The organism is Bradyrhizobium sp. BR13661 (assembly GCF_029892425.1).
Classification (GTDB): Bacteria; Pseudomonadota; Alphaproteobacteria; order Rhizobiales; family Xanthobacteraceae; genus Bradyrhizobium.
This window is the reverse complement of the sequence record NZ_JARXWB010000012.1, coordinates 29,045-52,811: the sequence shown is the minus strand read 5'-3', so window position 1 is coordinate 52,811 and position 23,767 is coordinate 29,045. Positions and strand designations below refer to the sequence as shown.

21 protein-coding genes and 1 tRNA gene are annotated in these 23,767 nt (G+C 64.2%); 12 read left to right on the top strand and 10 right to left on the bottom strand.

Translation table 11 applies throughout. The annotated features are described in order from the left end of the window. Window position 1: 1 nt before the first annotated feature. Window positions 2–1,411 carry a hypothetical protein gene (locus M2427_RS20320; protein ID WP_280708364.1) on the bottom strand — a complete coding sequence of 470 codons (1,410 nt, stop codon included), beginning with the start codon at window positions 1,409–1,411 and terminating at the stop codon, window positions 2–4. Window positions 1,412–1,904: 493 nt separating this feature from the next. On the opposite strand from M2427_RS20320, the gene M2427_RS20315 reads away from it, so the two are divergent. After that, window positions 1,905–2,849: an alpha/beta hydrolase gene (locus tag M2427_RS20315; protein ID WP_280708363.1), complete on the top strand. Its 945-nt coding sequence runs from the start codon at window positions 1,905–1,907 to the stop codon at window positions 2,847–2,849. A gap of 111 nt (window positions 2,850–2,960) precedes the next feature. On the opposite strand, the gene M2427_RS20310 is transcribed toward M2427_RS20315, so the two are convergent. Both M2427_RS20310 and M2427_RS20305 read right to left on the bottom strand, forming a co-directional pair. Further along, window positions 2,961–3,212 carry a hypothetical protein gene (locus tag M2427_RS20310; protein WP_280708361.1) on the bottom strand — a complete coding sequence of 84 codons (252 nt, stop codon included), beginning with the start codon at window positions 3,210–3,212 and terminating at the stop codon, window positions 2,961–2,963. Between the two features lie 20 nt (window positions 3,213–3,232). Then, a complete protein-coding gene (locus M2427_RS20305) occupies window positions 3,233–3,475 on the bottom strand; it encodes a hypothetical protein (RefSeq protein WP_280708360.1) in 243 nt (80 codons plus the stop codon). 302 nt (window positions 3,476–3,777) lie between these two features. On the opposite strand from M2427_RS20305, the gene M2427_RS20300 reads away from it, so the two are divergent. Next, window positions 3,778–4,737 (top strand): AraC family transcriptional regulator, encoded by a 960-nt coding sequence (locus tag M2427_RS20300; protein WP_280708359.1) that lies wholly within the window; start codon window positions 3,778–3,780, stop codon window positions 4,735–4,737. Window positions 4,738–4,745: 8 nt separating this feature from the next. Here M2427_RS20300 and M2427_RS20295 read toward each other — a convergent pair whose 3' ends face one another. After that, on the bottom strand, window positions 4,746–4,979 hold the full coding sequence (locus M2427_RS20295) for a hypothetical protein (RefSeq protein ID WP_280708357.1): 234 nt from the start codon (window positions 4,977–4,979) through the stop codon (window positions 4,746–4,748). A gap of 102 nt (window positions 4,980–5,081) precedes the next feature. Between M2427_RS20295 and M2427_RS20290 the strand changes: the two genes are divergently transcribed. After that, window positions 5,082–5,543, top strand: coding sequence for a DUF6314 family protein (locus tag M2427_RS20290; RefSeq protein WP_280708356.1), 462 nt, complete (start codon window positions 5,082–5,084; stop codon window positions 5,541–5,543). Between the two features lie 10 nt (window positions 5,544–5,553). Here M2427_RS20290 and M2427_RS20285 read toward each other — a convergent pair whose 3' ends face one another. Continuing rightward, window positions 5,554–7,038 (bottom strand): HlyD family type I secretion periplasmic adaptor subunit, encoded by a 1,485-nt coding sequence (locus M2427_RS20285; protein ID WP_280708355.1) that lies wholly within the window; start codon window positions 7,036–7,038, stop codon window positions 5,554–5,556. Then, the gene (locus M2427_RS20280) at window positions 7,035–9,197 is read right to left on the bottom strand and encodes a type I secretion system permease/ATPase (RefSeq protein ID WP_280708353.1); all 2,163 of its coding nucleotides are present in this window, start codon (window positions 9,195–9,197) and stop codon (window positions 7,035–7,037) included. Before M2427_RS20280 ends, M2427_RS20285 begins: the two co-directional genes overlap by 4 nt. A 387-nt stretch (window positions 9,198–9,584) precedes the next feature. Here M2427_RS20280 and M2427_RS20275 point away from each other — a divergent pair, with 387 nt between their 5' ends. Next, a complete protein-coding gene (locus M2427_RS20275) occupies window positions 9,585–11,333 on the top strand; it encodes a C2 family cysteine protease (RefSeq protein ID WP_280708351.1) in 1,749 nt (582 codons plus the stop codon). 214 nt (window positions 11,334–11,547) lie between these two features. Here M2427_RS20275 and M2427_RS20270 read toward each other — a convergent pair. Next, window positions 11,548–11,632: transfer RNA gene (locus tag M2427_RS20270), tRNA-Leu, on the bottom strand. Between the two features lie 217 nt (window positions 11,633–11,849). On the opposite strand from M2427_RS20270, the gene M2427_RS20265 reads away from it, so the two are divergent. Continuing rightward, window positions 11,850–12,392: a disulfide bond formation protein B gene (locus tag M2427_RS20265; RefSeq protein ID WP_280708349.1), complete on the top strand. Its 543-nt coding sequence runs from the start codon at window positions 11,850–11,852 to the stop codon at window positions 12,390–12,392. Here the strand turns inward: M2427_RS20265 and M2427_RS20260 are convergent, their stop codons facing one another. From M2427_RS20260 to M2427_RS20250, 3 genes are read right to left on the bottom strand one after another with little or no spacing between them, the layout of a single operon-like run. Further along, the gene (locus M2427_RS20260; RefSeq protein ID WP_280708348.1) at window positions 12,393–13,124 is read right to left on the bottom strand and encodes an ABC transporter ATP-binding protein; all 732 of its coding nucleotides are present in this window, start codon (window positions 13,122–13,124) and stop codon (window positions 12,393–12,395) included. Then, complete coding sequence (locus tag M2427_RS20255; protein ID WP_280708347.1) at window positions 13,121–14,890, bottom strand: branched-chain amino acid ABC transporter ATP-binding protein/permease; 1,770 nt, start codon at window positions 14,888–14,890, stop codon at window positions 13,121–13,123. The genes M2427_RS20260 and M2427_RS20255 overlap by 4 nt, the downstream gene beginning before the upstream one ends. A 5-nt stretch (window positions 14,891–14,895) precedes the next feature. Next, on the bottom strand, window positions 14,896–15,936 hold the full coding sequence (locus M2427_RS20250) for a branched-chain amino acid ABC transporter permease (RefSeq protein WP_280708346.1): 1,041 nt from the start codon (window positions 15,934–15,936) through the stop codon (window positions 14,896–14,898). Window positions 15,937–16,114: 178 nt separating this feature from the next. Between M2427_RS20250 and M2427_RS20245 the strand changes: the two genes are divergently transcribed. The 7 genes from M2427_RS20245 to M2427_RS20215 all read left to right on the top strand — a co-directional run bounded on the left by M2427_RS20245 (window position 16,115) and on the right by M2427_RS20215 (window position 23,767). After that, window positions 16,115–16,636, top strand: coding sequence for a MarR family transcriptional regulator (locus tag M2427_RS20245; protein WP_280708345.1), 522 nt, complete (start codon window positions 16,115–16,117; stop codon window positions 16,634–16,636). Window positions 16,637–16,878: 242 nt separating this feature from the next. Further along, window positions 16,879–17,148, top strand: a complete 270-nt coding sequence (locus M2427_RS20240) for a helix-turn-helix domain-containing protein (protein ID WP_280708343.1) — start codon at window positions 16,879–16,881, stop codon at window positions 17,146–17,148. A 40-nt stretch (window positions 17,149–17,188) separates the two neighbouring features. Further along, window positions 17,189–19,189 (top strand): hydrogenase 4 subunit B, encoded by a 2,001-nt coding sequence (hyfB, locus tag M2427_RS20235; protein ID WP_280708342.1) that lies wholly within the window; start codon window positions 17,189–17,191, stop codon window positions 19,187–19,189. Then, a complete protein-coding gene (locus M2427_RS20230) occupies window positions 19,186–20,142 on the top strand; it encodes an NADH-quinone oxidoreductase subunit H (protein WP_280708341.1) in 957 nt (318 codons plus the stop codon). The genes hyfB and M2427_RS20230 overlap by 4 nt, the downstream gene beginning before the upstream one ends. Window positions 20,143–20,145: 3 nt before the next feature. Next, on the top strand, window positions 20,146–20,808 hold the full coding sequence (locus tag M2427_RS20225) for a hydrogenase-4 component E (RefSeq protein WP_280708339.1): 663 nt from the start codon (window positions 20,146–20,148) through the stop codon (window positions 20,806–20,808). Further along, complete coding sequence (locus M2427_RS20220) at window positions 20,805–22,244, top strand: hydrogenase 4 subunit F (protein WP_280708338.1); 1,440 nt, start codon at window positions 20,805–20,807, stop codon at window positions 22,242–22,244. Before M2427_RS20225 ends, M2427_RS20220 begins: the two co-directional genes overlap by 4 nt. A 2-nt stretch (window positions 22,245–22,246) precedes the next feature. Beyond that, window positions 22,247–23,767, top strand: coding sequence for a nickel-dependent hydrogenase large subunit (locus M2427_RS20215; RefSeq protein WP_280708337.1), 1,521 nt, complete (start codon window positions 22,247–22,249; stop codon window positions 23,765–23,767).

Sequence of the window (23,767 nt, the reverse complement as noted above, 5' to 3'; positions counted from 1 at the left end):
GCTATTTCGGTTGCGATAAAGGGACGTTGCCCTGGTTCCACTTCTCCATCTTGCCGAGGATGCCCCAGAGCGTCATGGCAATGAAGATCGGCACGCCGATCTGCGGAACGAGCGCCAGTCCGCCTGCGCCGGCCGCAGCGCCGGCCCCCAGACCGGCTGCCACGCCGGAGCCACCGAAGAGAGAGCCGATGACCGGCGTAAGCCATGAGGCCAGCGTGCCGAAGATTCCGAGCGCGGTCTTCTTGCCGTTGAGGAGATCACCGATCGTCTGTCCCAGCGCGCCATTCACTTGGCCGAGCTGCGGAATCTGCTTGCTGATCGCCGGAACGATCAGCTTTGCGATCAGGTCAATGATCGCTGCGGTGGGATCGGCAGCAGGGTCCGGCGCCGGTGCAGGTGCCGGGGCCACCGGCCCGGGCGCTGGATTTTGACCGCCGAGAGTCTTGATCAGCTGCTGGAGAAGGGTACTGACGTCGTCGGCTGAAAGCGGCATCTTGATGGCTCCGTCCTTCGCGATTTTTTGCAGCAGTGTGACAATTGCCAGCACAGCGTCCGGGTTCGCTTGCGGGCCTTGCCCGGCGCCGACGAATTCCCAATCGACAACGCCCTTGCCTGGGACGCCGATCGCGCGCGCGGCGCCCGGCGTCAGGTCGATGCCGGCGCCGTTGGTCTTGCGTCCCGTCAGGTCGGTCCCGGACTCGGCCTGCGGCCTTGCGCCCTTCTCCCAATAGGGATCGCGGATGTTCCACGGTCCGACATCGACGATGTTGCAGACCACGGATTTGCCGTTCGCCCTGTTCGTGACCCGAACCTGAGGACGCGGCCCGGAGAAGCGAGCCGGCAGGGCGACGCCAAGCTCGACATCATCGATGCGATGGCCGTCATAGGCGCCCTTCTGGTCCTTGTCGGCGCTGCCGCCGAACACCGTCGCCGTGATGTTGGTGCAACGGCTGGTGCTGCCAGCTACGGCTTCGGGCACGATCTTCGCGCGCCGCATGAGGTTGGGATCGATCTGCCAGGCTGTCGTATCGTCATAGAGGCTCGGCGTGTCCATGACGGAGACATGAACATGATGCTCGTGAGCATTTGCGCCGTCGTAGGTACGCCATTGCCAGGGCGAGACGAGGCTCGAGGCGATCCGGCGGTTGGAGATGATGTACTTGATGCGCTTGTCCTGCGACTGGCGGAGCGTTTCCGCGAGATCGCCCGCATCGACGCCATGAGCCGGATCGTGGCTGATGTCGATCGCGGTCACCACGCCGTTGGCATCGGGGTTGTGATCGGATTTGCGCATTTGGTGGGACTGGTCGCCGAGCATTCCGTCGCTCGATTTGTCGCGACCGGGCGCCATCTCGTTGACCTGCCTCAGCAGGACTTCAAGGCTCCTGGCGGGCCTCCAATCGATGCTCATACGCGCGCTCCAAATATCTCAAGTGAGCACAGCTAGCCGTCGGCCAGGGTCGGCATGTCCGAGCGTGACCGGGTCGATCAAAAAATTCTGCGATTGCCACGAATAAAATGTCGGGTGGCAATGCCTATGCGTATCGCGTGATCAGACTGCCTCGCAATCTTTCGTTGTGCAAGATGGAATGTCACAAAATCTCGAATTTGCGCGCACGATTGCGACAACGGAGTGCACAGTCAATCGTGTCGTTGTTCCAAAAGCGGACAAGCGCCGGCTTGTGACCGGCGCGCCGCGGTGTAGCGAGCGCGGCAATGATGGGGGGCTTGCGAGGGGCGAGAGAGGGGCTCAATACACCTTTGGATTGACGGTGCCGGTGGTTGCATCTACGGTCCGAAAACAGATGTGGCGATCGTTTCGATCGCGCGATTTGCTCTCGCAGCGTCGGCATCCATTCTTTGAGCCGTAACGATTTCAGGCATAATCATTTTGGGGTATCGCGATGAAATACTGGATTAGTTTGCGGAAGATTGCGAGTGGCGCCTTTACCGACAACCTCGGCCCCGTTCGCTACCTCGCCGTTCCCGACGGCCAACCACCTGCGCCCGGGCATGAGATTCCGCAAATGCAATGGCTGCGGCAAATCATGGCGCTGTTTCAGCCCGACCCGAAATTTCCGAATGACGGGCCGAGTGGCGACATTCTCTTCTTCGTCCACGGCTACAACAGCACCGTCGACAACGTCGACGATCGTCACAGAAAAATCCAGGCTGGTCTTACGGCAAACGGATTTGCCTGCCCGGTGATCAGCTTCGACTGGCCTTCGGGGGATCTGCCGCTTGCCTACCTTCCGGATCGTGACAAAGCGCGCGCGGCATCCGTTCTCCTCGTCAGCTCCGGCATCAAGCTGTTCGTGCGAGCGCAGGCGGAGAAGTGCGACATCAACGTCCATGTCCTCGGTCATTCAACCGGGGCGTTTCTCATCCGCGAGGCGTTCGATCATGCCGACGACGGCCAGGCGACTGCCACGGCCTGGACGGCCGGCCAACTCGTGCTCATCGCAGGTGACGTATCCGCGGCATCATTCTCGGCCGACGATCCCGAGACGGAAAGCACCTATCGGCATTGCTATCGCCTGACCAATTTCTTCAACGGCTATGACGAGGTCTTGCAGATCTCCAACGTCAAGCGCGTCGGGCTTTCGCCGCGCGTCGGCCGTGTAGGGCTGCCCTCTGACGCGCCGTCAAAAGCCGTCAACGTCAATTGCTCCGACCATTTCCATGCGACCTATCCGGCGGCGGACATGGCCACCTCGCACTCCTGGTATTTCGGCGACGCGAAGTTTCTGCGCGATCTCACGATCACGCTCAAGGGCTCGGTCGACTGGACGTTGATTCCGACGCGCACGACGCCGTCACTGACGGGCACGCAGTCCTTGGTAATCTAGCAGAGGCGCGGGAGCTGCGGCGACGCCGCGTCCGACATCCGCGGCGCGGCTGGCAAGCGAAATGCCCGGGCGAGCCCGGGCATCCCCGTGTTGCGCAGCAGCAGTGAACTCTTATTTGCCGTTGCCGCGGCAGGCGCCGCCGGGCCCGATATGGTAGCCGCGCGGGCAGGCATGCGCGGCGGGGTTGGCGTAGTTTCTCAGGCAGCCGCCGTAGGGACCGCGGTGCCAGCCGGCGCCGCAGCCGCCGGCGACAGCGATGACATCGCCACGGCCCTGCGCGCCGTACGGCGCCAGCGGCATGGCCTGGGCAGAGCTGACGATCGCGCCGAGCGCAAGCGCTGCGGCAAAGAGGGGTCGCATCATGATGTGTGGTCCGTGCCGTGTCAGTGGGTGGCTGCGAACGCGATGCCGGCGCGGACCTCGGCGATGGCCTGGTCGATCAGCCCGAGCGCCCGTTCGCGATGACCGCCCTTGTTGGGCTCGGCCTTGGCGAGCTCGGCGCGGGCCGATTGCAGGATCGCCACCGCCTCGTCCATGTGCGGTTGCGCGCCGAGCGAGTAGCCGATGCAAAGGCTGGTTGCGATGGCGCCACCGAGCACGAGGCTGCGGGTGAGAGAGGTTCGCATGTCGTTGTCTCCTCCAGCGGGCGTCAGGCCGGGGCCGCCCGGTTGCCCGGACGCGATTCGCATTTGGCGGGATCTCGCATCCACCGATTGAATAGGATGAGGGCGTCCGGCCCGTCTTGGACTGTCCGGCGCCGGTTGGCCTGCCGCTTGGACTGACCGGCGCGACTTGATTCATGTCAGCGTGCTGATAGCTTGGCGCGCCGGTTTCGGTGGGCGTTCATTTCCGGCCCGCAAGGCTTGGCGTGTGCTCAGTTTCTTTTTTGAAGAAACTTGGAAAAGTCATTCTCGAAAAGCCGTTCGCGATGTCTGTCATCAGGAAGTCGCTGTCGACCGAGATGCTGCCGTCGGACCTGTCGGACCGGCAGCGCTTCATCCGCTTCGCCGAGCTGTTCGAGCATTTTTCCAACACCGGCGAGCTCGATCCGGCCTCCGACGTGCCGTTTCGCGCGACGATGAACTCGATCCATATCGGCACCACCATGCTCGGCCGCTGCAACGGCAGCTTCGTCACGGTGCGGCGCGAAAAGCGCCAGGTGATCGAGACCGGCGACGACCGCTATTGCCTCGCGCGCAATACCGGCGATCGTCCCTCACAGGTGATCCATCGTGGCCGCGAATTCACCATGCGGCCGGGATCGATCGTGCTGCTCAAGCTCGACGAGCCGTTTTTCGCCGCCGACGGCGCGAGCCAGAAGCGCTTCACCAACGTGCATCTGCCGGTCGACTCGCTGCGTGCGATGGTTGCTGATCTGGACGACCTCGTCGGACGCGAGCTCGAGCCCGGCGGCGCGCTGTCGCTGGCGATGGATTACAGCGATCTCTTGCTGCGCCATCCCGCCGCCGCTGACGAGGCCGGCATGGCGATCGCATCTCATTTGATCGATCTCGCCGCGATCGGCTTGGGGGCCCGCAGCGACGTGGCCGTTGCGGCGCGGCGCCGGGGCCTGCGCGCGGTGCGGCTGAAAGCCGTGCTGTCGGTGCTGGAGGCGCGCTTCCACGAGCCGGACTTTTCTGCGCAGAAGCTCGCCATCGCGGCCGGTCTTTCCGAACGTTACGTCAACGAGCTGTTGTTCGAGGCCGGCGCCGGCTTCACCACGCGCCTGACCGAATTGCGGCTGCGCAAGGCCGCCGATTTGCTCGTCCATCGCGATGGACGCATCAGCGACATTGCCTTTGCCTGCGGCTTCAATGATCTCTCTTATTTCAACCGCTGCTTTCGCCGCAGGTTCGGCCTGACGCCGACGGCGGCGCGGGGCAGGTGAGGCCGCGCCTACAACGACTCCACCCGCGGCGGCGGATAGCGCCGCGCCAGCATCGACAGCGGCAGGCGCCGCTCGTCCGCGGGCAGTTCCAGCCAGGCGAGCACGAGCGGACGCTTCCAGTCGCCGATACCGAACTCCATGTCGACCCATTTCTGCGGCTCGGGCCCCTCGAGGCCCCGGACCCAGACGAAATAGCGGGGCAGGTCGTTGGCGTCCGTCTCGGTCGCGGGTCTCCTGGCCATCACTTGCTCGCTGCATCGACACGCATTCGTCCACGATATAGGTACTGGCCCGGCAAAGTCGAACGCGCAGTCCCGGCGCAGCGCTGTTGGGTTGAGAAGGACATGAACGAAGCGGCGATCGATGGTTGGGGCGAGGCCTCCGAGGTGATGGCGCGGCTGGCCGGCTCGTGGTCGTTCGCGCGGGGCATCGAAGGCCAGGGGTGCATGCAGGGCCTTGCGACCTTCACGCCGTTGGACGCCAAGAGCCTGGCCTATCGCGAACAGGGACTCCTCAGGCTCCAGAACGGCACAGAGCTGGAGGCGTCTCGCGAGTACGTCTTCCGCAGAACCGACCGGGGATTCGAGGTTCTCTTCAAGGAGACCCCGTTGCGGCAGTTCCACGCCATCTCGCTGTCGGCATCCGAAGCCGGCGCGTTGAGCGGCAGCGCGAGCCATCTGTGCAATCTCGACCATTATCGGTCGACCTACACGTTCCGCTCAAACGGCAGCTTTGTCATTCGCCACGTCGTGTCGGGCCCGCGCAAGGACTACACGATGGTCACAGCCTACACGCGGATCATGTGAAGGCACGGAGCTATCTTTCCCTGAAGGATTCCGAGGCCGTCTCGACGAGAGGCGAGAACAGGTATTCGAGAATGCGCCTGCTTCCCGTCGCGATTTCGATGTTGATCGTCATGCCCGGTATCAGCGGCACGGTCTGGCCATCGATCGCCATCGTCGTCTTGTCCGGCGTGAGCTTCACCGGAAAAACCAGGTTTTGAACACGCTGGGCGCCGGCGAAAGTCTTCACCGAGCGGTTGGCCTTGGTTGAATCGCTTTCCGCCGCCTGGGCGTCGGGTTCGGGAATGGCATTGAGCGCCACGTGGTCGACCGTCGCCGAAATCGTGCCGTAGCGGAGGAAGGGGAACGATTCGAGCTTGATGACGGCCTTCTGCCCCTGCTTGACGAAGCCGACATCCTTGTTGGCGAGATAGGCTTCGATTTCGAGCTTGGCGTCTCGCGGCACGATGCGCATGACGTTCTCGCCGCCGCCGACGACCTGTCCGATCGTGGTGACCGAAAGCTCCATGACGACACCGTCGATCGGGCTGATCAACGCCAGGCGCCCCGATTTCAGGCGTGTCTTGACGAGACGCTGCTCGTAATCGTCGACCTGGCGCTTGGCGTCGGCCAATTTCTGGCTGTTCTCGGCGATGAAGGCGGAAATCGCTTTCTGCTTCTCCTGGTCCAGCACCGAGAGGTTGGCATCTGCCTGGTCGCGCTGGCCGATCTGGGTGCTCAGCGTCGTCTTCTCGGTCTGAACCCGCTCGAGCGCGTCGATCAGCGCCACCTTCGATCCTGCGCCCTTTTCAACCAAGGTCCCACGAATTTCGACCCGCAGCTGCAGCGTATCGATCAATTCGCGTTGCGCCGCGATCGTCGAATCGAGCCGGTCACGTTCAATCTTCTTCTGGCTGGTTTGCGCGTCGATGCCGGCGAGTGTCGCCAGCAAATGGCTGACATCGTCGAACAGGACCTGTTCTTCACGAACGCGGTTGCTCGCGGGAACATCGTCCGGCCAGGTGATCCTTGGGAGTGTCAGAGGTGCTGGCGTTCGCGCAACGTCGATGGCCGTTCGCCGCCGGACCGTCTCCGCCTTCCAGGCCGCGAGTGTACCGGCCATGTCGAGTTCGTCCGCCCTGGCATCGCCGGTGTCCATCTCGATCAGGACATCGCCCGCTTTGACCTTCTGCCCGTTCTCGACATGAATGGCTGCGACCTTGCCGGTCTCGAGCGGCTGGATGACTTTGACATCCCCCTTCGGCTTGATCTTGCCTTGGGCGACGGCGACGATGTCGACGCGTCCGACCCAGGACCAGACGAGCGCGGTGCTGACGAAGGCGCAGATCGTCAGGATCAATCGTCTGCGAATCGGGGATGGCGGCGTCTCGATGATTTCGAGGTCAGCCGCCAGAAACTCCATGTCGTCAGGATGGGTCGGATATTGCCGAACCGACGATGTCGCGACCGGCTTGGACGAAGAACCAAGAGACTTTGCGAGAGACACGAACGCGTTCATGCCGGCGTCCTTTCGCCCTGCATGGCCCAAAGATGCGCATAAAGGCCCTTTGGTCTTGCCAGCAATTCGTCGTGCGTCCCGGCTTCGACGATCTGTCCCTCATACATGCCGATGATCGTGTCGCAATCGCGAACGGCGGCCAGCCGATGAGCGATGATGAAGACGGTGCGGCCCTTGACGATGTGGCGCATGTTGCGCTGGATCACCCGCTCGCTGTCGTAATCGAGCGCCGAGGTCGCCTCGTCGAAGATCAGGATCGGCGGATTGGTCGCGAGCGCCCGGGCGATGGCAATCCGCTGGCGCTGGCCGCCTGACAAATTGGCCCCGCGCTCCTCCAGCATGGTGTCATAACCCTGCGGCAGCTTGCCGATGAACTCTTCTGCTCCCGCAAGACGGGCGACGTCGATCACCTGCGCCCGCGTCATGGCGGGATTGGCGAAGGCGATGTTGTCGTGAACCGAGCGGTTGAACAACAGATTGTCCTGCAGGACGACGCCGATGTGGCGGCGCAGCCAGGCAGGATCGAGATGACTGAGATCCGCGCCATCGAGCAGGATCTGTCCCTGTTCGGGAACATAGAAGCGTTGGATCAGTTTGGTCAGCGTGGATTTTCCGGATCCGGATGGACCGACGATTCCCACGACCTTTCCCGGTGATATTCCAAACGAGATGTCCTTGAGAATGCTGGGCGCACCGGGCTTGTAGCGGAACGTGACGTTCTTGAACTCGATCTGTCCGCGAGGCGGCGCCAGCGACGTATTGCCGGTCGGCGTGTGCTCGGGCGGCGTGTTCAGGATGTCGCCGATCCGTTCGACCGAGATCTGCACCTGCTGAAAGTCCTGCCAGAGCTGGGACAGGCGCAGGATCGGCTGGGCGACCTGCCCGGCGATCATGTTGAAGGCGACCAGTTCGCCGACGGTCAGTTCGCCGTCGATGACCGCCTTGGCGCCGAACAGCAGCAATGCGGCGCTCGATATCTTGCTGACGAATTGAACGGCGTTCTGCGCCTTGGCGCCAAGCATCGTCGCCGAGAAGGCCGAGCGGACATAGGCCGCGAGCCGCTCTTCCCATTGGGTCGCGACAACAGGCTCGACGGCCGCCGCCTTGATCGTCTGCATGCCGACGACGGCTTCGACGAGAAGCTGCTGGCTCTCGGCGCCGCGATTGAATTTCTCGTTGAGGCGGTCGCTCAGGAACGGCCGCGCCAGCGCCGCGATGACGAGATAGAGCGGGATCGTCGCGAGAACGATCAGCGTCAGCTTCCAGGAATAGGCGAACAGGACTGCGATGAAGACGAAGACGAAGAGGAAATCCAGTGCGGAGAAAAGCCCCTGGCCGGTCAGGAAGGAGCGAATGCTCTCGAGCTCACGCACGCGCGCTACGGTCTGTCCGGTCGCACGCGTCTCGAAATAGGAAACCGGCAAACGCGTCAGGTGACGGAACAGGCGCTTTCCGAGCTCGACATCGATACGGTTCGTCGTGTGAGCCAGCGCGTAGGTGCGCAAATATTGCAGGGTGATGTCGAACAGTCCGATCAGCACCAGGCCCGCGACCAGCACGAACAGGGTGGAATAGCCGCGATGGCTGAGAACCTTGTCGACCACGACCTGGAAGAACAGCGGCGAGACCAGCGCGAAGATCTGGACGAAGAACGTCGCCAGCAGCACATGGCCGATCGGCTTGCGATAGCGCCAGATCGAGGGGAGAAACCAGCGGAAGCCGAACGTCTTGGGATCAATGCCGTTGCCGAGCCGGCGCGTGACCAGAAGCACTTCAGGCTCGATGGCCGCGACCAGCTCGTCCAGGCCCCATTCGCGCGCCACATGAGAGATGGGGTCGACCGTCCGCCAGGTTTCGGCACCGGCGCGGCCGGCCAGAATGGCGAAGCCGGCGCCTTTCAGGCGCACGATCGCGGGCACTGGCATTCCGGCGAGCCGTTCCGGCTTGCCGAAGGCAACAAGACGGGCCTTCAGGCCGACGAGCTTGGCGGCCAGCACCAGATCCCTGGCTGTGGCCGGGCGGTCGTGCAGCGCGAGCTCCCGCAGCAGCTGTGCAGGGTCGGCGGCGATGCGGTAGTACCCGGCCAGTGCTGCAATGGCATAAAGGCCCGAGGCTTCCGGTGCGTCGACCAATTGTTCAGGGGAAATACGCGAGGTCATACAAACGCAACATCTCGGGAGCGGAGCCGCCGCAGAATTTAGGTCAATTGGGTATGCCCGTGGTTAATAGACACGAGGAAGGATGGTGACAGACATCAGGCTCGCGGCCGTGCCTACGGCGCACTTGGCCAGCGCTCGACACCTTCCAACTGCACGGTAGTACCGCTGCGCTGAGTGCGTCTGCGACGCCTTGGACGCGAATGATGCGAGTCTCGCAGCGACCCGGTCAGGCTCGAGCAAGAGCCGGTTCTTCGATGCCGCTTCCGGACGAACTCGTTAAGAAAGTCTTGCCGACCTCGTTCGACTCGTCATCTGGGTTTTCACGTGACGCGAAACGGCGTCTGCCATCGTAAGCGGGCAGAATTCACTTTGATAGGTTCATTTGAGATGTCGACGAACTACACGCCTGCCCAGCTCTCTGCCATGACGGTCGCGCAATTGAACGCGTTGGCAGCCTCTCAATTTGCCTCTTTCACGTCAGCCCAGATTCAGGCGCTGTCGCCTTTGCAATTGAACGGTCTGTCCAAGGCCAATTTCGCTGCCGTGAATGTCTCCTATTTCACGAAGGCCCAGGTGAACGGCCTGTCGACGACCGCCGTCAGCTATCTCACAACGACCCAGGTCGCGGAATTGACCGCGACGGAAATCTCGTACTTCACCTCGGCGCAGTTGAACGCCTTCACCACAGCCGAGCTGACGGCGCTGTCCAAGACCCAGGTCCAGGCCCTGTCGACGACCCAGCTCTCGGGCATGACGGCTGGCGCTTTCAGCGCGCTCGCGCTCGGCAGCCTGACGGCCGCCCAGCTCGGTGGCCTCAACGCCGCCGAGATGGCTTCGATCTCGACGGCCAATTTCGACAAGTATATCGCGCCGAGCCTCGCATCGCTTGGGACGCAAGGACTGTCCGGCATTTCGTTCGCCCAGGCTCAAAGCCTGACGGTGGCGCAGATCAACGGCATGTCGGCGGGATCGGTCGCATCGCTGTCCGGGACGGCCGCCTCCTACGTCAAGGATTTTCGCGGCGTCTTCGCGCAATTGTCGACGGTGACGGGCGGCGGCGCGCTGACCTTTGCCGGCGCCCAGGCGCTGCTTCAGGCGGAGGCCGTCGGCGGCATGACGGCAGGCAAGTTCGCGGCGCTGCAAGCCGTCGCAAACGAGCTGAACGTATCGGGCGGCGTCTCGACTTCGGCGGAAGTCCAGCAGCTGTTCGATGACGTCGTGCTCGGCAATTCGGCCAACAAGGGCTGGACCGGCGGCGGCACGTCGACGGTCGCGCTCGGCAATCTCTCGGTCACCTCGACCGCCACTCAAACGAATGAGCTGATCGGCAAGTGGTTCCTGGGCACTGACAATCCGACCATTGTCGGCTCCGGCATGGTTTCGGGCTCGACCTACAAGGCTACGAGCGGAAGCCTGTTCGGCGCGACCGGTGTGTTGTCCTACACGCAGGTCAGCCAGGGCGACGTCGGCGACTGCTATTTCGAGGCCGCGCTTGCCGGACTCGCGCAGCAGGACCCGTCGCTGATCAAGAACATGATCACGGTCAACTCCAACGGGACCTATACGGTCGATTTCGCGGGCGCCAACGGCACGCGCGATTATGTCACCGTGAATTCTGATCTCGCCTACATGAACGGCTACCGGTACGCCTCCGGCTCGACGCTCATGTTCGACAATGGCGGTTCGTCCGGCACGATGTGGTCGTCGATCGTCGAGAAGGCCTATGTCGAATTCCGCTCCCAGCAGAGCGGCGTGAATTCATATGCCTCGATTGCCGGCGGATGGGACAATGGTCTGGTCGATCTCACCGGGCAGACCGTGCAGGACTACGCTCCCCATGGCCAGACGACGACGCAGCTCAATTCGCTGCTGTCGACCATGCAGACGGCTCTCAACAATCACGAGGTCGTTCTGATGAACGATGCGAGTGCGAACTCCGCGCTCCACCTCGTCGGCGGCCACATGTACGACGTGCTTTCGGTCAACGTCTCGGCCGGAACGGTTACGCTCGACAACCCCTGGAATTCCAACGGCGGCGCGAACGGTGCCGGAATGGTGTTCACGGACTCGATCGCCTCGCTCGCCAGCGCCGGCGTCGACTTCCATGTCGCACAGGGCACCGCGCGCGCCGCCTGATTGATCGTCCGGCAGCACGGTTCATCGCCAAATGCAGGGCGAGTGGGTAACCCCACTCGCCCTGCAGGCGTTTTGGGGGGACGCCGTTTCCGCAGACTTGAAATCGGGGATGCGTTAGGGGCGACAGTCCGTCTTCGCCAGAGGCTTCGCCGGACACGCTTCGCCGTTTCGGCCTTTCACGGCCGCGCCACGCGAAGCCCGAACGGGCGAAGCGTGGTGCCCCTGGCCGGAATCGAACCAGCACTCCTTGCGGAACTCGATTTTGAGTCGAGCGCGTCTACCAGTTCCGCCACAGGGGCCCTCGGTCGGCCCCATCTAAGGCGTCGCGAAGCCGGCGGACTATAGCCATGGGAAGGGCGGGGTCAACCCGCGCCAAAGTGATCCCCGGCGTTCTCGACAGGGGCCTGGGGCGGGGTTAGAGGCTAATAGCGTTTTCGAGCGAAGTGGGTACCGGTTCGCGTAAAGAAAACGCGTCAAAAATAAGAATCCAACGAAGCCCTAGCCGGAGAGGCCGCCGTGACGACCCAGAGTGCCGCAATACTCGCGTTTCGCCCCGCCGCCGGCGGCTCTGCGCTGACCGCCTCGCTGGCCGTGACCCTGATCGCAGCGGCGACGATCGCGGGGGCCTGGTTCTTCCAGCTGGTCCTGGAAATCCTGCCCTGTCCGCTCTGTCTCGAGCAGCGCTATGCCTATTATCTTGCGATCCCGCTCGGTCTGCTCACCGTGCTCGCCGCGCGGAGCGGCGCGCCGAGGCCGCTGCTGCTGGCGGGGCTTGCGATCCTCGCGCTGGCCACACTCGCCAATGCGGGCCTCGGCACCTATCATTCCGGCGTCGAATGGGGTTTTTGGAAAGGGCCGACCGATTGCTCCGGTCCGGTCGTCAATCTCGGCAGCGCCGGTGATCTCCTGTCGCGGCTCGACACCGTCAAGGTGGTGCGCTGCGACGAGGTGCAGTGGCGCTTCCTCGGCCTCTCGCTCGCCGGCTACAACGTGCTGATCTCGCTGCTCATGTCCGCGATCGCGGCCTGGGGTTTTGTGCGGACGGCGCAGCGCGCCTGATTAGACCGCGCTCTCGCCTTCGTGCTGGAAGCCGAGATAGCTGGCCGCCACGCGTTCGTTGGCCGCGATATCGCTGGCCTTGCCGCTGAGCACGAACTCGCCGAGCTCCATCACGTAGGCCTGGTCGGCGATCTTCAGCGCGGCCTGCGCGTTCTGCTCGACCAGCAGGACCGAGACGCCGCTGGCTTTCAGCTCGGCGACGATGCGGAAAATGTCGGCGACGATGATCGGTGCGAGACCGAGGCTCGGCTCGTCCAGCATCAGCAGCTTCGGCTCGCCCATCAGCGCGCGCCCCATCGCCAGCATCTGCTGCTCACCGCCGGAGAGCGTACCGGCAAGCTGCTTGCGTCGCTCCTTGAGGCGCGGAAACAGCGTGTAGATCCGCTCGATCGAGGCTTTCGCCCTGCTCCGCTCGATGCGGAAGGCGCCCAGCTCGAGATTGTCCTCGACATTCATGGTCACGAACAACTCGCGATGTTCCGGCACGAGGCCGAGCCCCATCGCGACGCGATCCTCGATGTCGAGCCGGGCAAGGTCCTGCCCTGCAAAGACAACACGGCCCTTCAGCGGCAGGATGCCCATGATGGCCGAGAGCAGCGTGGTCTTGCCGGCACCGTTGGCGCCGACGATGGTGACGATCTCGTTCTCGCCGACCTCGAGCCCAACCGAGCGCACCGCCTCGACCTTGCCATAGGCGACATGCGCGTCGGTCACTGACAACAGCGCGCTCATGCCGCCACTCCGAGATAGGCCTTGATCACTTCGGGATTGGTCTTGATCGTGGCGGGCGTGCCCTCCGCAATCTTGGTGCCGAAATCCAGCACCACGATGCGGTCGGCAAGGTTCATCACGAAGCCCATGTCATGCTCGACCAACAGGACGGACATGCCGCCGTCGCGTAAGTCCCGGAGCAGTTTTGCAAGCTGCTGCTTCTCCATGTGACGCAAGCCTGCGGCCGGCTCGTCGAGCAGCAGCAGCATCGGATCGACACACAGCGCGCGGGCGATCTCGACGATGCGCTGCTGGCCGAGCGACAGCGATCCTGCGAGCTGGTGCATCTGGTCGGCAAGGCCGACGCGCTCGATCTGGCGGGCGGCCTCGGCCAGCAGCCTGGCCTCGTCGGCGCGGTCGAGCCGCAGCATCGAGGCGAGCGGCCCGGAATGGCCGCGCAGATGCGCGCCGATCGCGACGTTCTCCAACACGGTCATATCGGGCACCAGCTTGACGTGCTGAAAAGTCCTGCTGATGCCGAGCTTGACGATCTCCTGCGGCGGGGCGCGATCGACCTTCTTGCCGAGCACCGAGATCGAGCCTGAAGTGGCCGACAGCACGCCGGTGATCAGGTTGAACGTGGTGCTCTTGCCGGCGCCGTTCGGTCCGATCAACGCGACGATCTCGCGGGCCTGGACGTCGAAGGAGACGTTGTTGACCGCGATCACGCCGCCGAATTGCTTTCGCGCCTTCTCGACGCGGAGAAGGATGCTGGACTCGCCGGGCGAACGTGGTCGCTGGTCGAGTTTCAGCGAGGTATCGGGCTTCTTGCCGCCTGACCGTTCGGGCAGGAACGACATCAACCAGGGCCAGACGCCGCCGGGTGCGAGCTGGAGCAGCGCCACCAGCATGATGCCGAACACGATGGTCTCGACCTGGCCGGCTCCGGGCAGGATCAACGGCAGATAGCTCTGCAGCACCTCTTTCAGGATCACCACGATCGCCGCGCCGAGCACGCCGCCCCAGACATAGCCGGCGCCGCCGACCACGGCGATGAAGAGATATTCGATGCCGGCCTGTGCCCCGAACGGCGTCGGGTTCACCGCGCGCTGGAGATGGGCGTAGAGCCAGCCGGCGAGGCCGGCGAGCACGGCGGCGTGGATGAACACCAGCAGCTTGGCGCGCGGCGTGTGCACGCCGAACGCCTCGGCCGCGACGTGTCCGCGCCGCAGCGCGCGGATGGCGCGCCCGGTGCGGGAGTCCAGCAGGTTCATCGTCAGCAGCGCCGAGAGGATCACCGCGACCCAGATCGCGAAATAGATCGAGCCGGGTGAGAGCATCCTGAACGTGCCGATCGACAGCGGCGGGATCGCCGAGATGCCGTCGTTACGCCCGAGGAATTCCAGCTTGCTGAAGAGGTAGAACAGGCCGAGCCCCCAGGCGAGCGTGCCGAGCGGCAGATAGTGGCCGGAGAGGCGCACCGTGACCAGGCCGAGCAGCACCGCCAGCAGGCCGCTCACCAGCAGCGACAGCGGCAAGGTCAGCCACGGTGACAGGCCGTAGGCCGTCGTCAGCAGCGCCGTGGTGTAGGCACCGAAGCCGACGAATGCTGCTTGACCAAAAGAGGTCAGGCCGCCCACACCGGTGAGCAGCACGAGGCCCATCGCAACCAGCGCGGCGAGGCCGATATTGTCGAGCAGCACGATCCAGAACGGCGGCATGCCCGGGATGAAAGGGATTGCCGCCATGACAAGGGCGAAGACGAGGATGGGAAGCCGGCTCTGCATCGCGCTCAGTCCTTCTCTTCCTCGACGGCGGGGGCCGCGAGCGAGCGCAGCAGCAGCACGGGGATCAGGAGCATGAACACGATCACCTCCTTGTAGTTGGAGGCATAGAATGACGAGAACGCCTCGACGATGCCGACGAACAGGGCCGCGACCGCGGTGAGGGGATAGCTGACGAGACCGCCGATGATCGCGGCGACGAAGCCCTTCAGGCCGATCAGGAAGCCACTGTCATAGTAGAGCGTCGTGATCGGCACGATCATGATGCCCGACAGCGCGCCGATGACGGAGGCCAGCAGGAAGGCAATCTGTCCCGACAGCGTGGTGCGGATGCCGGCGAGCCGGGCGCCGAGCCGGTTGACGGCGGTGGCGCGCAGCGCCTTGCCGTAAAGTGTCAGGCCGAAGAACAGCCAGAGACCGACAATGAAGGCGATGGTGATGCCGTAGACCGTGAGGCTCTGGCCGGTGAAGCGCAGCGAGCCCGCGGTGAAGGCGCCGGAGAGCACGGCAGGTCCGCGCTGACCCTCGGCGCCGAAGAACAGCAGACCCAGCCCCTGCAGCGCGAGATGGCAGCCGACTGAGGCGATCAGCAGCACCAGCACCGAGGTGTGCGCCAGCGGTTGGAACGCGACGCGGTAGAGATAGAGCCCGATCATCGCCACGATCATCAGCGACAGCGCGATGCAGACCGCGACGGGCGGCTTCTGGCCGGCGAAGGTAATGGTCAGCGCCAGCACGATGGCCGGCAGCACGACGTTGGCGAGGACGCTGCGCAGGACCAGCCTGCCATGCAGCGCCTTGCGGGCCACGACCAGGTCGAACGCGAAGGCGACGATGCCCATCGCCAGTGCCAGCTTGGCCGTGCCCGGCATCTGGCCCGAGGCCAGCGAGGCATAGGTCAGCGCGCCATAGGTGACGAATTCGCCCTGGGGGATGAGGATGACGCGGGTGACGGCGAACACCAGCACGAGCGCCAGGCCGAGCAGCGCATAGATGGCGCCATTGGTGATGCCGTCCTGCAGCAGGAACAGCATGATGGTGGTGTTCAAGACCGGACGCTCCCCCTTGAAGATTAGAGACCGGTCTCCGCAATTGCGGTGGACGGTCCCCTCACAGCCATTGAAATACGCTGACGATATTTGATATGGTCCATAACAATTATCAAATATAATCTCAAGGGCAGTAGACGACCCGTCCCGAATTTAGCGGGATTGAGAGCACGAGGCGATGACCGTTTCAAAAACCGCTGAAAAGTCTGCCGAAAAGGCCGGTGACGCGACCAGGGGCCGCAAGGATACGCCCGAAGGCCTGCCCGAGGCGCTCCAGCTCGGCGAGCTCTCCGAGCAGCTCGGTTACGTGCTGAAGCGGGCGCAGCTCAAGGTGTTCGAGAATTTCCTGCGCTGCATGGCCTCGCTCCAGCTGACGCCGGCGCAGTTCTCGGTACTGCTGCTGGTCGAGAAGAACCCCGGCCGTAACCAGACCGAGATCGCTTCTACCCTCGGCATCCTCCGGCCGAATTTCGTCGCCATGCTCGACAATCTCGAGAGCCGCGACCTCTGCGCCCGGATCCGTTCCACCAACGACCGCCGCTCGCACATTTTGGTGCTGACCGACAAGGGCAAGGCGGTGCTGGCGCGGGCGAAGAAGCTGGTCGCGTCCAAGCACGAGTCGCGGCTCAACGAGCTTTTGGGACAGGCGAATCGCGAAGCATTGCTGGAAATGCTGTCGAAGATCGCGAACGAGTTTTGAGGCGGACCGCTCACTCCTTTATTCCGAAATGACCGCAGGACCAGGCGTCAGATGCACAATTGTGCATTGGGGGCACGAACAACGACGGGCCTGACGAGCCTGATGGCGGAATGCGAGGGTGTGAGCTCCGGGGTGTCGATCGCAATGATGCATTGCAAATAGAAAATGATGCTTGAAACATCATTTTGTACACCTTAAGCTTGGTAAATCAATCACCGTAACTGTCACGGAGGTCCTGCCCTGTGATCACAGCCGCGCAGCTTCGAGCCGCTCGAGCATTGCTCGGGATCGACCAGCGCGAACTTGCGCAGCGCAGTTCGCTGTCGCTGCCGACGATCCAGCGCATGGAGGCCTCCGAAGGGGTGATCCGCGGCAACGTCGACTCCCTGATGAAGCTGGTTGAGGCGCTCTCGCTTGCGGGCATCGAGCTGATCGCCGAGGGTGCGGCGTCGGGCGCCGGGGGCCGTGGCGTCCGGCTGAAGTCCGCACCCCCGAGCGCTGGCAGCCAATAGCGATGACGACGCGCGCGCAGATCAAGATCCGGGAGCGGCCATGATCGCTGTGGCGCTATGGTCAGTGGCGGCTCTGCTGGCGCTGGCGCCGGCTGGAATCGCGCTGTCGATGCGTCCGCGCGGCTCGGTCGTGCTCTATGGCGCCTGCCTCGTCATCACTGCGGCGCTCTGCGCCACCGCGCTGCTTCACTTGCTCGATCCCGCGCATCCCGTGCTGAGCGCGACACTGCCGATCGGCCTGCCCTGGCTCGGTGCCCATGTCCGGCTCGATGCGTTGTCCGCCTTCTTCCTCGTCGTCGTCAATCTCGGCGGCGCCGCCGCGAGCCTGTTCGCGCTCGGTTACGGCCAGCACGAGGACTCCCCTGGCCGCGTGCTGCCGTTCTATCCCGCCTATCTTGCAGCGATGAACGTCGTCGTACTGGCGAACGACGCCTTCAGCTTCCTGGTCGCCTGGGAATTCATGTCGCTGACCTCCTGGGCGCTGGTGGTGTCGCATCACCGGGAGGCCGAGAATGTTCGCGCCGGCTACGTCTATCTTCTGATGGCGAGTTTCGGCACGCTGGCGCTGCTGCTCGCCTTTGGCCTGCTCGCGAGCGGCGCCGGTTACGATTTCGATGCGATCCGAGCCTCGCATCCTTCCGCTGCGCTGACCGGCGTGGTGGTGATCCTCGTGCTGCTGGGCGCCGGCTCCAAGGCCGGCCTGGTGCCGCTGCACGCGTGGCTGCCGCTCGCCCATCCAGCCGCACCCAGCCATGTCTCCGGTCTCATGAGCGGCGTCATGACCAAGGTCGCCGTCTACGGCTTCGTGCGCATCGTGTTCGATCTTCTGCCCGAACCGGTGTGGTGGTGGAGCATGGTGGTGCTGCTGGTCGGCGGTCCGACGGCGACCCTGGGCGTGCTCTATGCGCTGATGCAGCGCGACATCAAGCGCGTGCTCGCCTATTCGACGATCGAGAACATCGGCATCATCTTCACCGGCCTCGGGCTGGCACTGGCTTTCAAGGCGGAAGGGCTCGACTGGGTGGCGGCGCTCGCTTTCACAGCGGCGATGCTGCACGTCTTCAATCATGCGCTGTTCAAGAGCCTGTTGTTCTTTGGCGCCGGTGCGGTGCTGGGGGCAACCGGCGAGCGCGACATGGAGAAGCTCGGCGGGCTGATCCATCGCATGCCGAAGACGGCGTTCGCGGTGCTTGTCGGCTGCGTCGCGATCTCGGCACTGCCGCCGTTCAACGGCTTCGTTTCGGAATGGCTGACCTTCCAGGCGATCTTGCTCTCACCGCAACTGCCCTCCTGGGGCCTCAAGCTGGTGATCCCGGCGGTGGGCGGTCTGCTGGCGCTCGCGGCCGCTTTTGCCGCGGCCTGCTTCGTCAAGCTCTATGGCATCAGCTTCCTCGGCCGGCCGCGTTCGGATGTCGCGGCGTCAGCGCATGAGACCGACCGCTTCTCGCTGACTGCGATGCTGCTGCTCGCCGCCCTCTGCCTCATTGCCGGCATCCTGCCCGGGCTGCTCATCGATGCGCTGGCGCCGGTGAGCAAGGACATGGTCGGCAACGTCATGCCGCATCAGGTCGGATTGCAGTGGCTCACCATCGTGCCGATCGCGCAAAGCCGCAGCTCCTATAACGGCCTTCTGGTGTTCGTGTTCGCAGCACTTTGCGGCACGGCGGCGGCGACGGCCATTCACCGTCTCGCCTCCGACCGCTTGCGCCGCGCACCGGCCTGGGATTGCGGCTATCCCGATCCGAACCCGGCGATCCAGTACTCGGCCTCGAGCTTCTCGCAGCCGATCCGCCGCGTGTTCGGCAGCGTCATCTTTGCCGCGCGCGAGATCGGCGAGATGCCGCCGCCGTCCTCGCCGCGCCCTGCGCGGCTCCAGGTCGAGCTGCGCGATCTGATCTGGGATGCGCTGTACGCGCCGATCGCGAAGGTCGTCGGCTTTGCGGCGGACCGCATCAATATCCTCCAGTTTCTCACCATCCGCCGCTACCTGACGCTGGTCTTCGTGGCGCTGATCGTGCTGCTGCTGGTGGTGGCCCTATGAATGCGCTGCGCGACATCCTCTCCCAGGGCGCCCAGATGTTGCTGGTACTGGGACTCGCGCCGCTGCTGACGGGATTCGTGCGCAAGGTGAAGGCGCGGCTGCTGCGCCGGCGCGGGCCGCCGCTGCTCCAGCCCTATCGCGACCTCATTCGCCTGATGCGCAAGGACGTCGTGCTCGCGGACAATGCCTCCTGGCTGTTCCGCGTCATTCCCTATCTGATGTTCGCAGGAACCTGGGTCGCGGCCTCGTTGGTGCCGACGTTCGGCAACGGGCTCCTGTTCTCCTGGACCGCCGACCTCATCGCCATCATCGCACTGCTCGGCAGCGCCCGTTTCTTCCAGGCGCTCGCCGGCATGGATGTCGGCACCGCCTTCGGCGGCATCGGCTCCAGCCGCGAGGTCATGATCGCCTCCCTCGCCGAGCCCGCGATGCTGATCACGGTGTTCTCGGTTGCGATGATCGCCGGCTCGACACAGCTCGCCTACGTGGCCGAGTTCATGGGCTCGGACGCTGTCGGCCTGCGCGTGTCGCTGGGCATGGCGTTCGTGGCACTGACCATCGTGGCGCTGGCGGAAAATGCCCGTATCCCCGTCGACAACCCCGCCACTCATCTCGAGCTCACCATGGTGCACGAGGCCATGGTGCTGGAATATTCGGGGCGACATCTCGCGCTGATCGATCTGTCGTCACAGCTCAAGCTTCTTCTCTATGTATCGCTGATCGCCTGCGTGTTCCTGCCATGGGGGATGGCGACTGCGGACGCGAGCGTTGCCAGATTCGTTTTCGGCGCGCTGCTCTATCTCGGCAAGCTGACGGTCCTTGGCTTCCTGCTCGCCGTGTTCGAAACCGCAATCGCCAAGATGCGCGTGTTCCGGATTCCCGAATTCCTGGGCGCGGCGCTGATGCTGGCATTGCTCGCCACCCTGTTGCGCTTCGTGTCGGGGAGCCTCTGACAAATGAGCAGCCTGCAATTCGACATCGCCCACCTGTTGGCCGGCTCCCTCGTGCTGGCGAGCTTCATGATGCTTTACCAGGACCGGCTCTATGCGCTGCTCAACGTCTACGCGCTGCATGCCGGCGTGCTGGCGCTGTCGGTGGCCTGGCAGGCCTATGTGCAGCAAGCGCCACATCTCTATGTCACGGCGCTGATCGCGCTGGTGTTCAAGGCCATCATTATTCCGGTGGCGTTGCACCGGATCATCAAGCGGCTCGGCATCCACCGCGAGATCGAGAACGTGATCGGGATCGGGCTGACCATGATGGCCGGCATCGGCCTCGTCGCGCTGTCGATGGTGGTGATGCTGCGGGTGACGCCGGGCGCCGATGCGCTCGCGCGCGAGGACCTTGCCTTCGCGCTGTCGGTGGTGCTGCTGGGGCTCCTGATCATGGTAACGCGGCGCAACGCCGTGAGTCAGGTCGTCGGCTTCATGTCGCTGGAGAACGGGCTGGTGCTGGCGGCAACCGGCGCCAAGGGCATGCCGCTGGTGGTCGAGATCAGCGTCGCCTTCTCGGTGCTGATCGCCTTCATCGTGATCGGCATCTTCCTGTTCCGCATCCGCGAGCGCTTTGACAGCGTGGACATACAGGCGCTCGATCGTTTTCGTGGAGAGCGACGATGAGCTTTGACGTCCTCAGCGCCATCCTCGTGATCCCCGCCGTCTCGGCGGCGCTGCTGGCGGTCTTGCCGGGCTATCGGCAAACGGCGAAGCTGAACGTGGTGGCGGCGCTGGCGACCTTCCTGACCTCGCTTTCGCTGTTCGTGGTCGAGCCGGTGTCGGGGCAGTATCTGCTGGAGGACGACCTCAACAAGGTCTTCATCGTTTTGACCACCTTCGTCAGCTTCACCACATCGGTGTTCAGCGCGAGCTATATCCAGCACGAGATCGAGATCGGGCGCCTGACGCCGGCGTTCCTGCGCTTCTATCACGCAATGTATCAGGCGCTGATGTTCGCGATGAACCTCGCGCTCGTCGCCAACAATATCGGCCTGATGTGGGTCGCAGTTGAAATGGCGACGCTGACGACCGTGCTGATGGTCGGCATCTACCGCACCCACGAGGCCCTGGAGGCAGCCTGGAAATATTTCATCCTCGGCAGCGTCGGCATCGCGCTGGCGCTGTTCGGGACCATCCTGGTCTATATGGCGGCGCGCCCCGTGGTCGGCGAGGGGCTCGACGGCATGGTGTGGACGGTGCTGGTGAAGCACGCCGCGCAGTTCGATCCCGCGCTGCTCAACGTCGCCTTCGTCTTCCTGCTGCTCGGCTACGGCACCAAGGTTGGCCTCGCGCCGCTGCACGCCTGGCTGCCCGACGCCCATGCGGAGGGCCCGACGCCGATCTCGGCGGTGCTCTCGGGCCTCCTGCTCAACGTCGCGCTCTACGCGCTGTTGCGCTTCAAGATGATGCTCGCGGCCAATCTCGCGGCCATCGCGCCGGGGCCGTTGATGGTGACGATGGGCCTGATCTCGGTGATCTTCGCGTCGCTGATGCTGTACCGGCGCCGCGACATCAAGCGCATGTTCGCCTACTCCTCGATCGAGCATATGGGCATCATCGTCTTCGCCTTCGGCATGGGCGGGCCGCTGGCCAATTTTGCCGGCCTGCTCCACATGACCATGCATTCGCTGACCAAGTCGGCGATCTTCTTCGCCGTCGGCCACATCGCGCAGGTCAAGGGCACGCAGAAGATCGCCGACATCGGTGGACTTACGGTGACCAATCCCGTGCTCGGCTGGGGACTGATGCTCGGCGTCGTCGCCATCGTCGGGTTGCCGCCGCTCGGCATCTTCATGAGCGAGTTCCTGGTGGTGAGCTCGACCTTCTCGCACGCGCCCTGGCTGACGGTCATCCTGGTGCTCGGTATCATCATCGCGCTCGGCGGCCTCCTGCTGCGCGTCGGCTCCGTGATGTTCGGCGAACCCAAGGGATCGACCGCGCCGGCGGAGGCGTCCTACGTGCCAATGTTCACGCATCTCGCGCTGGTGCTGATGGCCGGCATCTATCTGCCGCCGGGGCTGGTCGCCGGCTTCCAGAACGTCGCAAAGCTCCTGGGGTAGCGATGGGCATCCTCGACAGCATCCCCCATGTTCATGCGGTGCCGTCGCACCGACCCTGGCCGCGTGCGGTTGTGACGGAGGCGGGCTGGCAGGCGGCGATCGATCGACTGGTCGAGGGAGGTCTCACACTGCTCGGCTTCTGGGGCGAGCCGGCCGCAGTGCATATGGCAATGCTCGATGGCGGCTCGGCCGAGATCGCGGTCGTCACCTACGAGTGTACGGCCGGCGCATTTCCAAGCGTCGCCAGCCATCATCCGCCCGCGCTTCGGCTGGAACGGACCATCCATGATCTGTTCGGGCTTGTTGCAATTGCCGCCGACGATCTGCGGCCGGATCTGCGACCATGGCTCGATCACTATGTCTGGGGCCAATCCTATCCGCTCTCCGGCCGCAACGCATCGCGCGACGCGCGGCCATACCAATTCCTTCCGGCCGAGGGCGAGGGGTTGCACCAGGTTGCGGTCGGTCCGGTCCATGCCGGGATCATCGAGCCCGGCCATTTCCGCTTCACCGCCAATGGCGAGCATGTGGTGCGGCTGGAGCAGTGGCTCGGCTACACCCACAAGGGCATCGAGCAGCTGATGCAGGGCGCTGACCTCGAGGCCGCGGCAAAGCTCGCCAACCGCACCTCCGGCGACAGCGCGGTGGCCTACGCCTTCGCCTTTGCCCGCGCGGCGGAAGCGGCGCTCGACATCCAGGTGCCGCGGCGCGCGAATTATTTGCGGGCGCTGATGGCGGAACTGGAGCGGCTCGCCAATCATTTCGGCGACATTGGCGCGATCTGCAACGATGCGTCGTTCGCGCTGATGCATGCCCAGACGGGCATCTTGCGCGAGCGGACCCTGCGCGCTGCGGATATTGCGTTCGGTCATCGCCTGATGATGGACGTCGTCGTGCCCGGTGGCGTGGCGCGCGACATCGCGCCGGATGGTATCGCGGCGCTGCGAACGCTGCTTGCGGAAATCAACAAGGTCTTCCCGCGCCTGATCGAGCTTTACGACAACACCGCATCCTTGCAGGACCGCACCGTCACCACGGGCATCGTGAAGGCGGACTATGTGCGGCAGTTCGGCGCCGGCGGCTATGTCGGCCGCGCCTCGGGCCGCGATTTCGATGCACGCCGCACGCTTGCTTACGCGCCCTACGATCGTCTGTCGTTCGAGGTGCCGGTGCTGGATACGGGCGACGTCAACGCGCGGGTCTGGATCCGGATCCGCGAGGTCGAGCAGAGCCTCGAATTGATCGCGCAAATCCTCGACCTGATGGAGCCGGGCGAGATCAGGACCGCTCCGCCGGCAGGGCGCGGCGGATGCGAAGGCCTGGCGCTGACGGAAGCGTTCCGCGGCGACGTTCTGGCGTGGCTGCGACTCGATGGCGAGTTACGCGTCGAACGCTGCCACCTGCGCGATGCGTCATGGTTCCAGTGGCCGCTGCTGGAAACCGCGATCGAGGGCAATATCATCGCCGACTTCCCGCTCTGCAACAAGTCGTTCAACTGTTCCTATTCGGGCGCGGACCTCTAA

Coding starts and splice junctions, on each gene's coding strand:
- M2427_RS20320 (WP_280708364.1), bottom strand. CDS start 1,411: ATGAGCATCGATTGGAGGCCCGCCAGGAGCCTTGAAGTCCTGCTGAGG.
- M2427_RS20315 (WP_280708363.1), top strand. CDS start 1,905: ATGAAATACTGGATTAGTTTGCGGAAGATTGCGAGTGGCGCCTTTACC.
- M2427_RS20310 (WP_280708361.1), bottom strand. CDS start 3,212: ATGATGCGACCCCTCTTTGCCGCAGCGCTTGCGCTCGGCGCGATCGTC.
- M2427_RS20305 (WP_280708360.1), bottom strand. CDS start 3,475: ATGCGAACCTCTCTCACCCGCAGCCTCGTGCTCGGTGGCGCCATCGCA.
- M2427_RS20300 (WP_280708359.1), top strand. CDS start 3,778: ATGTCTGTCATCAGGAAGTCGCTGTCGACCGAGATGCTGCCGTCGGAC.
- M2427_RS20295 (WP_280708357.1), bottom strand. CDS start 4,979: ATGGCCAGGAGACCCGCGACCGAGACGGACGCCAACGACCTGCCCCGC.
- M2427_RS20290 (WP_280708356.1), top strand. CDS start 5,082: ATGAACGAAGCGGCGATCGATGGTTGGGGCGAGGCCTCCGAGGTGATG.
- M2427_RS20285 (WP_280708355.1), bottom strand. CDS start 7,038: ATGAACGCGTTCGTGTCTCTCGCAAAGTCTCTTGGTTCTTCGTCCAAG.
- M2427_RS20280 (WP_280708353.1), bottom strand. CDS start 9,197: ATGACCTCGCGTATTTCCCCTGAACAATTGGTCGACGCACCGGAAGCC.
- M2427_RS20275 (WP_280708351.1), top strand. CDS start 9,585: ATGTCGACGAACTACACGCCTGCCCAGCTCTCTGCCATGACGGTCGCG.
- M2427_RS20260 (WP_280708348.1), bottom strand. CDS start 13,124: ATGAGCGCGCTGTTGTCAGTGACCGACGCGCATGTCGCCTATGGCAAG.
- M2427_RS20255 (WP_280708347.1), bottom strand. CDS start 14,890: ATGCAGAGCCGGCTTCCCATCCTCGTCTTCGCCCTTGTCATGGCGGCA.
- M2427_RS20245 (WP_280708345.1), top strand. CDS start 16,115: ATGACCGTTTCAAAAACCGCTGAAAAGTCTGCCGAAAAGGCCGGTGAC.
- hyfB (WP_280708342.1), top strand. CDS start 17,189: ATGATCGCTGTGGCGCTATGGTCAGTGGCGGCTCTGCTGGCGCTGGCG.
- M2427_RS20230 (WP_280708341.1), top strand. CDS start 19,186: ATGAATGCGCTGCGCGACATCCTCTCCCAGGGCGCCCAGATGTTGCTG.
- M2427_RS20225 (WP_280708339.1), top strand. CDS start 20,146: ATGAGCAGCCTGCAATTCGACATCGCCCACCTGTTGGCCGGCTCCCTC.
- M2427_RS20220 (WP_280708338.1), top strand. CDS start 20,805: ATGAGCTTTGACGTCCTCAGCGCCATCCTCGTGATCCCCGCCGTCTCG.
- M2427_RS20215 (WP_280708337.1), top strand. CDS start 22,247: ATGGGCATCCTCGACAGCATCCCCCATGTTCATGCGGTGCCGTCGCAC.